The following is a 14,210-nucleotide window of genomic DNA, read 5'->3' as shown; positions in this document are numbered from 1 at the left end:
GCTGGAATGTATGACTAACGAGCTACATCTTCACCAAATCTCCGTTTCGGAGATGGACAATAACTGTTACCTGCTCACCGCCGGCGATCAAGGCTTGCTTGTCGATGCCGCCGATGACGCCCCCGCCATCCTCGACATGGCGCGCGAGGCCGGCGTTGATATCACCGCCGTTCTCACCACGCATCGCCACTGGGATCACGTGCGGGCTCTCGGCGAGGTTTTGGAGGCAACCAACGCAAAACACTACGCCTCCTTTATAGATTCGCCCGCCATTCCAGAAGACGTGGACGTTGAGCTGCGCGAGGGCGATTCCATCGACTTTGCCGGCATGAAATTGCCGATCATCATCCTGCGTGGCCATACCCCCGGCGGCGTCGCGCTTGTGGCCACCGTTGACGGTGTCACCAACCTCTTTGTGGGAGATTCCGTATTCCCCGGTGGATTGGGCCGAACGACCTCTGAAGGCGACTTTGTGCGGCTATATAAGGACGTCACCAAGCGTGTCTTCGAAGAGTTCCCAGATAACGCCATCATCCGCCCGGGTCATGGCAAGCCCACCACCTTGGGGGAAGAACGCCCCAAGTTGGGTGATTGGTGGGAGCGCCGTTGGTGATCTAGGCGGCTATTTCAGCGTATAATGGTCAATCACACGATTGGTCTAGAACAACGAGCTAAGGAGCTTAAAGGACTATGATTCGCAAGTTTGCCCGCCCCATGCTGGCATCGGTATTTGTATGGGAAGGTGTAGACGACCTGCGCAATGCCTCGGAGCACACCAAGGAAACCGAAGGCTTCCTCAAGACCCTGCGCAAGTTCGTCCCCTCCGGTTACAAGAACCTGATTCCCAACGATCCGGAACTAGCTACCCGCGCCCTCGGCGGCGCAAAGATCGGTGCAGGTACCACCTTGGCTCTGGGCAAGGCACCACGCACCTCCGCAGCCGTGCTGGCTGCCGCTACCCTGCCCAACTTGGTGGGCAAGAATAACTTCTGGGCCGCAGATAATAAGAAGGACAAGGAAGACCGTCGCAACGGCTTCATTACCAATACCGCCCTGCTCGGCGCGCTCTTTATCACCACCCAGGACACAGAGGGCAAGCCGTCCCTGCGCTGGCGCGCACAGAAGGCCGGTGAGCGCACCAATAAGAAGATTCAGCAGGCGCTGCCCACCAAGTCTGAGTCCCAGGAAAAGCGCGAGGAGCTTTCCGCTCGCGCCAACGAGCTGTCCAACAAGGCCGGCGACTGGTTCAACGAAACCTCTCAGAAGGCGCAGGCCTACGTGGATGACAACAAGGATGACTGGCAGTCCACCGGTCGCGGCCTGCTGGATACCGCAAAGTCCTATGTTGATGACGCCAAGGACTACGTCGATGACAACAAGGAAGACTGGCAGGATTCCGGCCGCGGCTTCTTGGACAATGCGAAGTCATTCATCGAGGACTCCGTAGATAGCGCCAAGTCTTACGTTGGCGACAACAAGCAGGAATGGCTGAAGTCCGCTGAGTCCAACACTAAGACCGCCCGCAAGGGTGCCGTCAAGGCTGCGAACAAGGCACAAAAGCGTGCCGATGACGCAGCCTCGAAGCTCGACAAAGCAGACTCCAAGCGCGCTGCTAAGAAGGCTTCCAAGCAGGCAGATAAGCTGCAGAAGAAGGCTAATAAGAAGATCGAAGCCGCTATCAAGAAGATTGAAAAGCGCGCTAAGTAATTCGCCTTAACCCTCGCACACGGCCCAGCCCTACGCTGGGCCGTTGTTCTTTGTCACGGCAAGGTCTAAACTCGAACCTCCCCTACGCGGCACGCGGATGCGCGCCCACCCATATTTTCGTGTTTCATTCTGAGGAGTCTTGTGAACTCTGCACCGAAGAATTCTCCAGCCAATCATTCTCCCGCTGATGCAACTTCATCTAGCCGCGCGGAAAACGCTGGAATTTCTGCCATCGAAGCCGAGCAGAACTATGTCGATGGCCTCTTTGACCGCCTCGATGACGAGGTAACCGCGGCAAACGCGCGCCTAAATCAGGTCCAGGCCGAGGTCGACCCGGCGACTCCCGATGCTGATGCCTTAGTGCGCCGCGAAACGGAATACCACGGCTTGCAGGCCAAATTGGACCGCCTCAACGTCGCACAGATGGGGCTCGTCTTTGGCCGCATCGATATCGATGCCCCCGGCGATAACCCGACGGAAGAAGGACTCGATCGCCGCTATATCGGCCGCATGGGTTTGGATGCGCGCGAAGAAAACTACCGCACCCTGCTGCTGGATTGGCGCGCGCCCATGGCTCGCCCCTTTTACCTCGCCACTACCGCACAACCTGAAGGCGTACACACTCGCCGCCAGATCCGCATGACCGGGCGCACGGTCACTGATGTCAATGACGAGGCCTTAGATGGCCCAGGTGTGCGCGAGGAAGAAGCAGGCGTGGCAAGCGAATCCGCCCTGTATTTTGCCATGCAACGCGCCCGCACGGGACACATGACGTCCATCGTGGAAACCATCCAGCGCGAGCAGGACGAAATCATCCGGGATAATACCCGCGGCGTCATGGTCGTAGAAGGCGGTCCCGGCACCGGTAAAACTGCCGTCGCGCTACACCGCGTTGCCTACCTGCTCTACACCCACCGCGAGCAGCTATCTTCCACCGGTGTACTCATCGTTGGACCCAATACCAACTTTTTGGACTATATTTCCCGCGTGCTGCCCGAGCTCGGCGAGACCGGCGTCGTGCTCTCCACCATCGGTGGGCTATTCCCCGGCATCACTCCCACCCATACCGAGGGGCTTGTGGGCCGCGAAATTAAGGGCAGCGCGGCCATGGCGGAAATCCTGAGCGCCGCCGTCAAGGATTATCAGCAGGTGCCAAGTGAGCCCCAGGACATCACCGTAGATGGCCTGACCCTGACCATCACGCCGTCCATGGTGAAGAGGGCGCGCACCCGCGCTCGCCGCTCACGCAAGCCGCATAATCAGGCGCGCGAGGCATTCATCGAGCACTTCGTGGAGGATCTCGCCCAAGAGATGGCCACCAAGGTGGGCACGGATCCCCTGGGCGGGGAAAACCTCCTAAGCCGCGCGGATGTGGACCAATTCCACGATGATCTTGCCGTTGATGAGTCCGTGGTGGGATGCATCGATGATTTTTGGCCCGAGCTCGATCCCTCTGAGGTACTCGCCGCTTTATTGTCTTCCCGCGAACACATTGCCTCGGCTGCCCGTGGCTACGATGAGGAGACCCAAGCCGCCTTGTACCGCGCAGACGGCTACGCCTGGACCGATTCCGATGCCGCGCTTTTGGATGAGTTGGCCGTCCTCATCGGCTTGCCCAATCCTGAGGAGAAGAAGGCAGCCAAGGATGCCGAGTGGCGCGAACAGATCGCGGATGCAGAAGATGCGCTGGATATCCTATCCTCCTCCGAATCCACCGATAACGATGATGACATGTTTGAGGCGGAGATTCTCTCGGCGCACGACGTGATCGACGCCGAAACCCTGGCGCAGCGCCAGGAGGTGCGAGATACGCGTACCACGGCACAGCGCGCCCGGGAGGATCACACGTGGGCCTTTGGTCATATCATCGTGGACGAGGCACAGGAACTTACCCCAATGGAATGGCGCATGCTCTTCCGCCGCTGCCCGTCGCGGTGGATGACGCTGGTGGGTGATACCTCGCAGACGGGGTCCCCAGCCGGCGTGGATGACTGGGGCGAGGCCTTGGAGCCGTTCGTCGCCCAGCGCTTCCGCCACCACCTCCTTACCGTCAATTACCGCACGCCTCAGCCCATTACCGAGCTTGCCAATAGCCTCTTGGCCTCCATTGATCCGGATGCCACCCCAGCCATTGCCATTCGCGATGGCGAGCCGGTGCGCCGGCTTGACGATGCCGACTTCACCCCCGGCGTTGTCACCGAAGACGATGGCCGCCTGACCGCGGTCATTGACGCCACGAATGCCGAAGCCGTCAAGGGCCTCGAATTCGACCACGTGATCGTGCTTAACCCCCAAGAGATTGTCGCTTCCTCCCCGCAGGGGCTGCAGAATCTGTACGTCTGCATCACCCGGGCCACGCAAACGCTGACCCTAGTGGGAGATACGTCCGGCGTGCTCTAGCCCACTGGGATCACAAAACCCACCGCGCGGCTCCAGTGAAGGACTCGCTGCGGTGGGTAAGGCGAAAGCCGGTCAGGCGAAGGCCTAGATTAATTAACGGTGTGAACAATCATGACGTCACAATCGGACTGACGCGCCACATCCGCTGGCACAGAGCCGAGTAGACGACCGGTCAGGGAATTAATGCCGCGGTTACCAACGATGAGCAGGTCTGCATCATTGTCATTGACAATGGACATCAGGGCTTGCACCGGCGTGCCAGGGCGGACGGCGGTTTCTACCTTGGAAACCCCGTGCTTTTCCGCTTCTTCCTTGCCTGCCTGCAGGTTGGCTTCGGCTTTCTCATCACCAAGAATAGTGACGGAATCCTGACGCAAGGTCTTCGAAGCCTGCTCTTGATTCTCGTAGTAAGCACAACCGATGATCAGCGTGGCATCGAATGCAGCGGCAATCTTGGCTGCTCGCTCCACGGCGAGGAGGGAGGACTTGGAACCGTCAGTACCGACAACAATCGTGCTGTAGTCGCTCATGATGACCTTTCTTTGTGGGTGTGTACCCTAACTATTCTAGTGTGCCAACTTGGCGTTACTGCAAGTCTAACAATGAAAAGTGATTAACGTTTTTCACTCGTATTAACCACCACGACATCCACCTTGGATTTATGGGTAAGTTCCGTCGGCACCGAGCCAAAAACGCGCCCGCGCACGGAATTAACGCCGCGATTGCCCACGACCAAGAGCTCCACATCGTATTTCTCCGTAACCTCAATTAAGGCGTTGACAGGGTCACCGGGGGTGGTGACCACTTCAATGTTTTCCGCACCTTCGGACTCGGCAATCCGCTGCGCATTCGTGAGGTAGGTATCGGCCATTTCTTCGCTGACCACCGGTAGCCTGGAGCCCTCACCGCTGGGGGCGCCGAGCATGGAGCCAGAATGGTTATAGGCTGCGGAGACGATGATGAGCTTGGCATCGTATGCCCGCGCCATGGATGCAGCCGAGCGCACGGCGCGCAGGGAAGTTTCGGAGCCATCGGTACCGACGGCGATGGTGTGATACGTAAGCATGATTCTCCTTGCTGGTGAATTACTAGGTCGGCACATTGAACCGGCTTTTAGTCGCCCCTAGTATAGTCAGGACGCCGGACCAATAAGCCGATCGTTGCAGTAGTGCGCACTTTTAGGGGGAGCCTGTTACTGAGACACTGCGAGCGGCGTTAAATTCCGGCTTCCTTTAGGCCGCGCAGCTCCTTCTTCAAATCAGCAATCTCATCGCGCAGCCGGCCGGCTAGCTCGAATTTCAACTCGCGCGCGGCAGCGCCCATCTGTGCCTGCAGGTCATTGATGAGCGCCTCAACCTCATCGGTGGCCATGCTGGACACGTCGCGCTTTTCCACCACAGCCGAGGGATCCGACTCGGCCGCCTCTTCCCCATTGTTTTCATAGACCTGATCCAAGATATCGGCGATCTTCTTGCGCAGGGGCTGCGGATCCACGCCGTGTTCCTTGTTATAGGCAATCTGCTTCTCGCGGCGGCGCTCCGTTTCATCGATGGCTTCTTGCATCGAGTCGGTGATTTTATCCGCATACATGATGACCTCGCCCGATACGTTACGCGCGGCGCGGCCAATGGTCTGGATGAGCGATGTTGTCGAGCGCAAGAAGCCTTCCTTATCCGCATCAAGGATGGCCACGAGCGAGACCTCGGGCAAGTCCAAGCCCTCGCGCAAGAGATTAATGCCCACGAGCACGTCGAATTCACCCTGGCGCAATTGACGCAGGAGTTCCACGCGCTGCAGCGTATCGATATCCGAGTGCAGATAGCGGACCTTAATCCCCTGCTCCAAGAGATAATCCGTCAGGTCTTCTGCCATGCGCTTGGTCAAGGTGGTAACCAATACGCGCTCCTGAGAGGCAATGCGGCCGCGGACCTCATCAATGAGGTCATCAATCTGGCCCTTGGTGGGCTTCACGGTCACCTTGGGATCGACCAGACCAGTCGGGCGAATGACCTGCTCGACAAACTCGCCGCCGGAGGAGGTCATTTCGAAATCGCCCGGGGTGGCGGACATATAGACCGTCTGGCCAACGCGCTCTTCGAATTCGTCAAAGGTCAGTGGCCGGTTATCCACCGCGGAGGGAAGGCGGAAGCCAAACTCCACCAGGTTTCGCTTGCGCGACATGTCGCCTTCGTACATGCCGCCGATCTGTGGCACGGTCACGTGGGACTCGTCGATGATGGTAAGAAAATCCTCTGGGAAATAGTCCAAGAGCGTGGCTGGCGCGGACCCCGCCGGGCGGCCATCCACGTGGCGGGAGTAGTTCTCAATGCCGGAACAGAACCCCACCTGCTCGATCATCTCTAGGTCATATTCCGTGCGCATGCGCAGCCGTTGCGCTTCTAGGAGCTTGCCGCGGTTTTCTAGATCCTCGAGGCGCTCAGCCAACTCTTCCTTGATATCGGCCACGGCCTTTTCCATGCGCTCTGGGCCGGCCACGTAGTGCGTGGCGGGGAAAATGCGCACTTCATCGACTTGCTCGATAACGTCACCGGTTACCGGGTGGATATAGTACAGCGAATCAATATCATCGCCGAAGAACTCGATGCGCACCGCGCGTTCCTCATATGCCGGAATGATATCGACCGTATCACCCTTGACGCGGAAGGTACCGCGGGTAAAGCCCACATCGTTGCGCTCATATTGGATATCCACCAAGAGCCGGAGGAAACGGTCCCTGTCGAGCTCCTCGTCGACGGCGATAATCACCGAGCGATCCAAATAGGATTGCGGAGTGCCCAGGCCGTAGATACACGAGACCGAGGAGACCACCACGACATCGCGCCGCGAGAGCAATCCAGAGGTGGCCGAGTGGCGCAGGCGCTCGACGTCCTCATTAATGGAGGAGTCTTTTTCAATATAGGTATCGGTCTGCGCGATATAGGCTTCCGGCTGGTAGTAGTCGTAATAGGAGACGAAGTATTCCACCGCGTTATTGGGCAATAATTGGCGCAGCTCATTGGCCAGCTGTGCGGCCAAGGTCTTATTGGGCGCCATGACAAGCGTGGGTCGCTGCTGCTTTTCAATCAGCCACGCGGCCGTCGCGGATTTACCCGTACCGGTTGCACCCATGAGCACAACATCGCGCTCGTCGCGGTTTAGGCGCTCATCAAGTTCCTTGATGGCGGCAGGCTGGTCACCGGCGGGTTCATAATCAGAAACCACCTGAAATTTGCCGGGGGTGCGTTCTACCTCGCCGACCACGCGGTGTTCAGAGTTTGGAATAAGGGGATGTTCAGCAGCAAAAGCCATGCCCGCTATTCTACTGCTTGTACGCTCCTGCTAGCCATTTCACGGCAGCGCGGCCTGGGCGGTGTGCAACCACTGCTCAAGCTCCCCTGTCGGTTCCCAAAGCGCGTAGACCGACGAGGACTCAGAGCACATGGCTTGGTTAATGCGCCGGCGCAGCCACGCCTTGGATTGCGGGGTATTCAGGGACGCTAAATCACGTGAGGCTAGGCCATCCGGCAGGCCATCGGCAGGCAACTTCGTCAGCGCGCCTAATGCAATGACTGCTTCAGCTTCATCGGAGTCAAGGATTCCGGTGCTGCACGAGCGCTGAAAGTGCCGGAGATCAAAAGAACCATCCCGCAGGCTATCGAGTATGTCTCGCGCCGCGTGATTATCGAATGGTCCAGTGCCCCAAGTTCCCACGCTCAAGTACCGTAGGGGCCAAAAGTAAACTTTTATAGGAAAATACGTTAACGCTACTTGCCAAAAGGGTTAAAGTTAAAAAGACGCCGCTTCGATCTCATCGCATACCACCGCGGCGCGTTCGGCCAATTGTTCCTGTGTGCCATTATTGTCTATGACATGGCTTGCTGCCGCTAGACGCAACTCATCAGAAATCTGGGCGTTAATCCTTTTACGCGCGTCTGCTTCATCAAGTCCGCGAAAATCCACGAGGCGACGCACCCGCTCTTCTGGTTCCACGTCAACAACGATGACAAAATCCATATCCGCGTCGAGCCTATTATCCACCAGCAGCGGCATATCATAAACCGTAAAACCAACGCCCTCTTCGCGCGCAGCAGCAAATTGTCGCTGGGTCTCTTCTTGGATACGCGGGTGTGTAATCGAATTCAGGAGCTGGGTGTGTTCCTTATCCACGAACGCACGGCGGGCTAGTTCCTTACGGTCGAGACTGCCATCTTCCTGCAGGATGTCCTGGCCAAATTTCTCTGCTAGCTCGGACAAAGCCGGTTGGCCAGGCTCGACGATGTCCTTAGCAATGCGATCTGCATCCACGACCCGCCAGCCGCGCTGGGCGCACATCCCCGCTACCGTAGATTTTCCGCTGCCGATTCCCCCGGTTAATCCGATTAGCTTCATAAGACCCCAGGGTACGCGAAAAGGAGCCCGGCACGAATGCCTGAGCTCCTTGTTGCGGAATTTAAGAGTACTTGCTAGGACTCGAGTTCTTCTTCCGGCTTCGGATGAATCTGCAAGAGTTCATCGCTTGGGGTAACCGCACCGGTAGCGCCACGAACGGAACCAAATTTCTTCGCATTGGTGACCACAACCGGGGTGATCAGGTTGTAGCCCTTGGATTTGATGAAGTCTGCATCGAAGCTGATGAGCTTATCGCCAGCAGATACTCGTTGCTTCTTTTCCACGTGGACATCGAATCCCTCGCCGGCTAGTTCCACGGTATCCAAGCCAACGTGGATGAGCAGCTGTACCCCGTTATCCAGGTTCAGCCCGATCGCGTGGCCGGACTTTTGGACGGTGAGCACAGTGCCATCAGCAGGCGCAAAGACGGTGCTGCCGGTTGGTTTCACTGCAGCGCCTGGCCCAAGCTTTGCCCCAGCGAAGATGGGATCCGGTACCTCTGACAGGTCCACGGCCTCGCCCTCCAGAGGAGAGTCCAATGCGATGCGTGTCTTTTCTGCTTCCTTGGTAGCAATCCCGGTGGCAGACGCAACACCTGCAGTCTGTCCGTTTTCGGAGTCGGCCGATTCGTCATCGGAGGAACCGAGAACGCGGGATTCAGAGCGGTTAGCAACCTCTTCGACGCTCTCGTTATTCTCGCGGGCAATGCGTTCAAGATCGGCCTGCTTTTCCTCGGCAGTGCGGTAGCCAAACAGCAACGTGAGGGAGAAGGAAGTGAAAAATGCCACGGCGATGCCGATGATATAGCCCAGCTTCGGGGACATGGCGGGGGTGGTCAAGATGGAGGTAAAGACGAAGGCGTTAGCGCGGACATCGAAAAGCCCCATCACTGCACCGCCCACGGCACACCCCGGTAGCAAGCGGTAGTAGGTGCGGCGGAAGCGGAGCAAAATGCCGTAGAGGGACGGCTCCGAAATACCACCGAGCATACCGGCTGCGAATGCACCAACGGAGACCTGGCGCATGGAGTTGTTCTTCTCCTTCATAGCGATGACCATCACGGCGCCGGTCACGCCGAAGCAGGCAAAGTTCCACGCACCCATAGGACCCTGGATGAAGTCGTAGCCATAAGTCGTGATGTTTTGAATCATGATCACGTTGAGCGGCCAGTGCAGGCCCATGGGCACCAGGAATGGGTACAGCAGCGGAATGACAATGGCCAGGATGAACGGCGAGAAGTCATTGATCTGGAACAGTACCCAGGAGATGCCGTTGCCCACACCGATGCCGAATGGGCCAAGCAGGAAGGCCGTGGCCGGAATCATGATCAACAGCGAGAAGAATGGCACGAAGACCATATGTACCGCGCTTGGGATGATCTTTTTCAAGCCCTTTTCCACCCAGTACAGGCCAATGGCGGCCAAGATCGGTGGGAATACCTGGGAGCCATAAGAGTTAATCACCAGCGGTAGGCCGAATACGTTCACGGTATCGCCCTGTTCACCCAGAGACATAAACTCCGGCGTCAGCAGAGCGGCCGGAATGGCGGCCGAGACCCACATATTCGCGCCGAGCTTCTGCGCAGCGGTAGCACCCACCATTACCGGCAGGAAGTAGAAGACCGATTGGAACATAGCGTGGGCCAAGCGGAAGCCCTCGGGCTGTTCTTCCATCGGTGCGCGGAAGTCTTGAATGCCAACGGTATCCGCCAGCACCAGCAGCGTGATAATCAGGGAGGCACCAAGTAGTGCCCACAGAACCGGGCGGAAGGTATCAGAGAGGAACTCGAAGCAGTAGTCGATCCAATCGTACTTTCCACGTACGCCGTCGTAGTTCTTCTTGGATGAGGAGGACTCCTCGTCAGCGGGTTGCACCCCGGGGTTTTGATGATTTCGCCGTAGTAGTTCGCCACGCCGCCACCCATGACCACTTGGTAGCCATGCGTACCTTGCGTGACGGAACCGAGAACGGCCGTATCGCTTTCCAGCTTTTCCTGATCTACTTTTCCCACATCAGCGAGTTGAAAGCGCAGGCGCGTCGCGCAGTGCGTCAGCGACGTGATGTTATCGGCGCCGCCCAAGCTTTCAATGATGTGTGTGGAAGTGTCCTTGACAGATGCCACTTCATACTCCTTGCATAAAGACAAACCAATAGTCAGTACTCAACTGGCTATTACGTCACACTCGGATTATAAGTGAGAGGCAACACAAACAAAAGTCCAATTTAGTGGCCTTTAGTGGGGATGGTTGCCTTTTCTACAGGCGTCATCAATTCGCCACAGGTCAAGGAACTGACAATGGAAAACTAACACGCAATCGTTTGCATCCACTGTCATAAAACTCACAAAGCCGCGTCCTTCCTCCCCTAAAGGAGAAGGACGCGGCCAGTGCAGCTGTGTGAAGCTAGGGACTATCTCACCTTAGTTTCCAAAGGCGCCTTAGTTGCCGGCAAGCTTATCGCGCAGTGCGGCGAGCTGCTCGTCAGAAGCCAAGGATCCGCCAGACTCTGCCTGAGTCTCCGATGCCGGAGCTGCATCGGTGGAGTCAGAAGAGTAGTTGGAGGATGCTTCAGCGGACTCTGCAGCCTCTGCGGCCGCAGCGCGGTTGCGCTCGATCTGAGCGGTGTGCAGGTTGAAGCGGCGCTCGGACTCTGCGTAGCGTGCCTCCCAAGCCTGACGCTGCTCGTCGAAGCCTTCCTTCCACTCGTTGGTGTCCGGGTCGAAGCCTTCTGGGAACACGTAGTTGCCCTGCTCGTCGTAAGAGTCAGCCATGCCGTACTTAGACGGATCGAACTCTTCGGAGTAGTCCTCATCAGCCTGCTTGACAGACAAGGAGATGCGACGACGCTCGAGGTCGATGTCGATGACCTTGACCATAACTTCCTGGCCAACGGTGACAACCTGGTCCGGAACCTCGACGTGGCGCTGAGCCAGCTCGGAGATGTGAACCAGGCCCTCGATGCCTTCCTCGACGCGAACGAACGCACCGAACGGAACGAGCTTGGTAACCTTGCCCGGGACGATCTGGCCCACAGCGTGGGTGCGGGCGAAGACGCGCCATGGGTCTTCCTGGGTTGCCTTCAGGGACAGGGAAACGCGCTCGCGGTCCAGATCAACGTCCAGAACCTCAACGGTTACCTCGTCACCAACGGTGACAACCTCAGATGGGTGGTCGATGTGCTTCCAGGACAGCTCGGACACGTGGACCAGGCCGTCGACGCCGCCAAGATCGACGAAGGCGCCGAAGTTGACGATGGAAGAGACAACACCCTTGCGGACCTGACCCTTCTGCAGCTGGTGCAGGAACTCGGAACGGACCTCAGACTGGGTCTGCTCCAGGTATGCACGGCGGGACAGAACAACGTTGTTGCGCTGCTTGTCCAGCTCGATGATCTTAGCTTCCAGCTCCTGGCCAATGTAGGGCTCCAGGTCGCGGACGCGACGCATCTCAACGAGGGAAGCAGGCAGGAAGCCGCGCAGGCCGATGTCCAGGATGAGGCCGCCCTTGACAACCTCGATGACGGTACCGGTAACCGGCTCTTCCTTGGCCTGCAGCTCTTCGATGGCGCCCCAAGCACGCTCGTACTGTGCGCGCTTCTTGGACAGGATCAGGCGGCCTTCCTTGTCCTCCTTGGTCAGGACAAGTGCGTCAACCTCATCGCCAACCTCGACAACTTCGTCGGGGTTGACGTCGTGCTTGATGGACAGCTCGCGGGAAGGGATAACGCCTTCGGTCTTGTATCCGATGTCCAGCAGTACCTCGTCGTGGTCAACCTTGACGACGGTACCCCCGACAATGTCACCATCGTTGAAGTACTTGATGGTGGCGTCTACAGCTGCGAGGAAGTCCTCTGCGGTTCCGATATCGTTGATCGCAACCTGAGGGGTAGTAGAAGATGGCATATTGTAAAAATGCTCCGAATAAATGTAGGAAATCGTTCGTGGACAACTGCGTGTCTCTCGAATTAAAAGCCCATCTGCGCTGCACAAATACAGGAGATAGAGGCCGCATTCGATCCCGCCGCGTGATTGCCCCAAGCTTTCCTACAATAGCCTGCAACAACCCGTGGCATAGACATGCTTGTAAGAGCCTACATCTGTCCAGCTTATACGGCAAATATTGCACACCCACTAGAAAAGGTAACCCACCCCAGTGACTTCACCCTCTCGCGCCAATCAATCCCACTGGGACGGTGATGCGGCCAACTACCATTCCGAGCACCCCGAGTACCTCTCCTCTTTTTATTGGTGCCCAGAGATGCTCCACGAGGCCGATGCGCAGTTGCTTGGCGATGTCTCCTCTGCCGCTGTCCTCGAAATCGGCTGCGGGTCTGCTGCCTGCACCCAGTGGCTCAGCACCCGCGCCCGCTTTGTCACCGGCTGCGATATTTCCCGCGGCATGCTCTCCCACGCAGATCCCGGGTTGGCGCTCATCCAAGCCGACGCGCTAGCACTTCCCTACGCCACTGATTCCTTTGACGTGGCATTCTCTGCATTCGGCGCATTACCCTTCCTCGCCGATCTCGATGCCGCGCTCGCGGAGGTTGCCCGCGTGGTGCGCCCAGGTGGGCGCTTCGTATTCTCCGTGACCCACCCAATGCGCTGGATCTTCCCCGATGATCCCACCAGCCTCACCGCTGAGATAAGTTATTTCGACCGCGCCTATCTGGAACACGATTCCGCCGGGACGCTCACCTACGCCGAATTTCACCGCACCATCAGCGATTGGTTCCGCGCGCTCCAAGGTCGCGGACCATTCCTCATCGAACCGGAATGGCCCGAAGGCTTAGATACCACCTGGGGTCAGTGGTCTAGGCAGCGCGGGGAAATTTTCCCTGGCAGCATGATTTTCATCTGCCGCGCATACAACTAACGTAGAGAACATGATTGCCGAAAGACTGGGAATTTTCCTGCGCCGCGCCGTGGCTTGGTGGATCGACGCCTTTCTCGTGGCCGCCATCGTCACCGTGGTGCGGTGGCTGATTAATGCTCTTGCCGGTACCCCCTTATCCGGCCGCCCCGAAGAGATCTACGAGGCGGTCGCTCTCGCCGTGGTCTTTTATACCTACCGCGTGTGGGTGGAAACGAAGAAGTCTACGTCCCTGGGCAAATGGTCGATGCAGCTAGAAATCATTCCGGCCCGCTCGCCGTTTGTCACCGCGTGCCTGCGCAATTCGTGGCTACTGCTCACGCCCCTGACGCTCACCGGCTGGGACATCGACGGCATTACCCTTGCGATTCTAGGCATTTCTGTTTTAGCCATCGGCCAAACGCCCTTTGACCTCTTGGCCGGCTGCCTGGTGGAAAAGCGACCTCAGGAGGATTCCACCGCGATGCGCGGCCAGAGGTAGTACACCACTGCAGCAATAGTAATAAGCAGAAATACCCACGAATTCGGGAAAGCCACGGCAATGACAGTTACCGCGATCATTACACCGGCCGCCTGCCCCCGGTAGCGCCACGGGTTCTCGCCTTCCCTGGCGGCGTTACCAGCAGAAAGGAATAACCCAAAAGCCATAACCGCATAGAAAATGAAGTAAAATGTATCGCTGCTTACCGCTTCTTTAAAGCCGCTCTCAGCAATCTGTCCCGCCGGGTATGCGACCATGGCTGCCCACATAGACTCAAAAAAGCGCAAGACGAAGGGGCGAGACTTCCACCTAATACGTTTTCCGAGAAACTCCATGAAATTACTTTAAAATACTATTCTCCTTCA

12 protein-coding genes and 1 pseudogene are annotated in these 14,210 nt (G+C 57.7%); 5 read left to right on the top strand and 8 right to left on the bottom strand.

All coding sequences use genetic code 11. The features are described from left to right. Positions 1-10 precede the first annotated feature (10 nt). The 3 genes from ACLI1T_RS05460 (at position 11) to ACLI1T_RS05450 (ending at position 4,107) form a co-directional block, all read left to right on the top strand. On the top strand, positions 11-613 hold the full coding sequence (locus ACLI1T_RS05460) for an MBL fold metallo-hydrolase (RefSeq protein WP_349853197.1): 603 nt from the start codon (positions 11-13) through the stop codon (positions 611-613). Positions 614-690: 77 nt separating this feature from the next. Further along, positions 691-1,707, top strand: a complete 1,017-nt coding sequence (locus tag ACLI1T_RS05455; RefSeq protein WP_349853196.1) for a DoxX family protein — start codon at positions 691-693, stop codon at positions 1,705-1,707. Positions 1,708-1,848: 141 nt separating this feature from the next. Next, positions 1,849-4,107 carry a HelD family protein gene (locus ACLI1T_RS05450; RefSeq protein ID WP_411703255.1) on the top strand — a complete coding sequence of 753 codons (2,259 nt, stop codon included), beginning with the start codon at positions 1,849-1,851 and terminating at the stop codon, positions 4,105-4,107. 89 nt (positions 4,108-4,196) lie between these two features. Here the strand turns inward: ACLI1T_RS05450 and ACLI1T_RS05445 are convergent, their stop codons facing one another. The 7 genes and pseudogenes from ACLI1T_RS05445 to rpsA form a co-directional block, all read right to left on the bottom strand. Further along, positions 4,197-4,637, bottom strand: a complete 441-nt coding sequence (locus tag ACLI1T_RS05445) for a universal stress protein (protein WP_005282685.1) — start codon at positions 4,635-4,637, stop codon at positions 4,197-4,199. Positions 4,638-4,720: 83 nt separating this feature from the next. After that, a complete protein-coding gene (locus tag ACLI1T_RS05440; protein ID WP_005280318.1) occupies positions 4,721-5,173 on the bottom strand; it encodes a universal stress protein in 453 nt (150 codons plus the stop codon). Positions 5,174-5,322: 149 nt separating this feature from the next. Continuing rightward, positions 5,323-7,416, bottom strand: a complete 2,094-nt coding sequence (gene uvrB / locus ACLI1T_RS05435; protein ID WP_288746911.1) for an excinuclease ABC subunit UvrB — start codon at positions 7,414-7,416, stop codon at positions 5,323-5,325. Between the two features lie 39 nt (positions 7,417-7,455). After that, the gene (locus ACLI1T_RS05430) at positions 7,456-7,818 is read right to left on the bottom strand and encodes a DUF4259 domain-containing protein (RefSeq protein ID WP_411703254.1); all 363 of its coding nucleotides are present in this window, start codon (positions 7,816-7,818) and stop codon (positions 7,456-7,458) included. 75 nt (positions 7,819-7,893) lie between these two features. Continuing rightward, on the bottom strand, positions 7,894-8,496 hold the full coding sequence (gene coaE, locus ACLI1T_RS05425) for a dephospho-CoA kinase (RefSeq protein ID WP_411703253.1): 603 nt from the start codon (positions 8,494-8,496) through the stop codon (positions 7,894-7,896). Between the two features lie 74 nt (positions 8,497-8,570). Then, positions 8,571-10,618: pseudogene (locus tag ACLI1T_RS05420) on the bottom strand (glucose PTS transporter subunit IIA). Between the two features lie 315 nt (positions 10,619-10,933). After that, positions 10,934-12,397: a 30S ribosomal protein S1 gene (rpsA, locus tag ACLI1T_RS05415; RefSeq protein WP_005280312.1), complete on the bottom strand. Its 1,464-nt coding sequence runs from the start codon at positions 12,395-12,397 to the stop codon at positions 10,934-10,936. A gap of 250 nt (positions 12,398-12,647) precedes the next feature. On the opposite strand from rpsA, the gene ACLI1T_RS05410 reads away from it, so the two are divergent. Both ACLI1T_RS05410 and ACLI1T_RS05405 read left to right on the top strand, forming a co-directional pair. Continuing rightward, entirely contained in the window at positions 12,648-13,367 is a 720-nt protein-coding gene (locus tag ACLI1T_RS05410) for a class I SAM-dependent methyltransferase (protein WP_411703252.1), read from the top strand. A 10-nt stretch (positions 13,368-13,377) separates the two neighbouring features. Next, a complete protein-coding gene (locus tag ACLI1T_RS05405) occupies positions 13,378-13,845 on the top strand; it encodes an RDD family protein (protein WP_411703251.1) in 468 nt (155 codons plus the stop codon). On the opposite strand, the gene ACLI1T_RS05400 is transcribed toward ACLI1T_RS05405, so the two are convergent. After that, a complete protein-coding gene (locus ACLI1T_RS05400; RefSeq protein ID WP_411703250.1) occupies positions 13,809-14,180 on the bottom strand; it encodes a hypothetical protein in 372 nt (123 codons plus the stop codon). The two genes, ACLI1T_RS05405 and ACLI1T_RS05400, sit on opposite strands and share 37 nt — an antisense overlap. Positions 14,181-14,210: the final 30 nt, after the last annotated feature.

This window comes from Corynebacterium tuingiense, from assembly GCF_046718165.1.
Taxonomy (GTDB): Bacteria; Actinomycetota; Actinomycetes; order Mycobacteriales; family Mycobacteriaceae; genus Corynebacterium.
Note: the sequence above shows the minus strand (reverse complement) of the source record. Positions and strands in the feature narration are given on the sequence as shown.

Excerpts from the sequence above, each read along its gene's own strand:
- ACLI1T_RS05460 (WP_349853197.1), top strand. The coding sequence starts at position 11 with ATGACTAACGAGCTACATCTTCACCAAATCTCCGTTTCGGAGATGGAC.
- ACLI1T_RS05455 (WP_349853196.1), top strand. The coding sequence starts at position 691 with ATGATTCGCAAGTTTGCCCGCCCCATGCTGGCATCGGTATTTGTATGG.
- ACLI1T_RS05445 (WP_005282685.1), bottom strand. The coding sequence starts at position 4,637 with ATGAGCGACTACAGCACGATTGTTGTCGGTACTGACGGTTCCAAGTCC.
- ACLI1T_RS05440 (WP_005280318.1), bottom strand. The coding sequence starts at position 5,173 with ATGCTTACGTATCACACCATCGCCGTCGGTACCGATGGCTCCGAAACT.
- uvrB (WP_288746911.1), bottom strand. The coding sequence starts at position 7,416 with ATGGCTTTTGCTGCTGAACATCCCCTTATTCCAAACTCTGAACACCGC.
- coaE (WP_411703253.1), bottom strand. The coding sequence starts at position 8,496 with ATGAAGCTAATCGGATTAACCGGGGGAATCGGCAGCGGAAAATCTACG.
- rpsA (WP_005280312.1), bottom strand. The coding sequence starts at position 12,397 with ATGCCATCTTCTACTACCCCTCAGGTTGCGATCAACGATATCGGAACC.
- ACLI1T_RS05405 (WP_411703251.1), top strand. The coding sequence starts at position 13,378 with ATGATTGCCGAAAGACTGGGAATTTTCCTGCGCCGCGCCGTGGCTTGG.
- ACLI1T_RS05400 (WP_411703250.1), bottom strand. The coding sequence starts at position 14,180 with ATGGAGTTTCTCGGAAAACGTATTAGGTGGAAGTCTCGCCCCTTCGTC.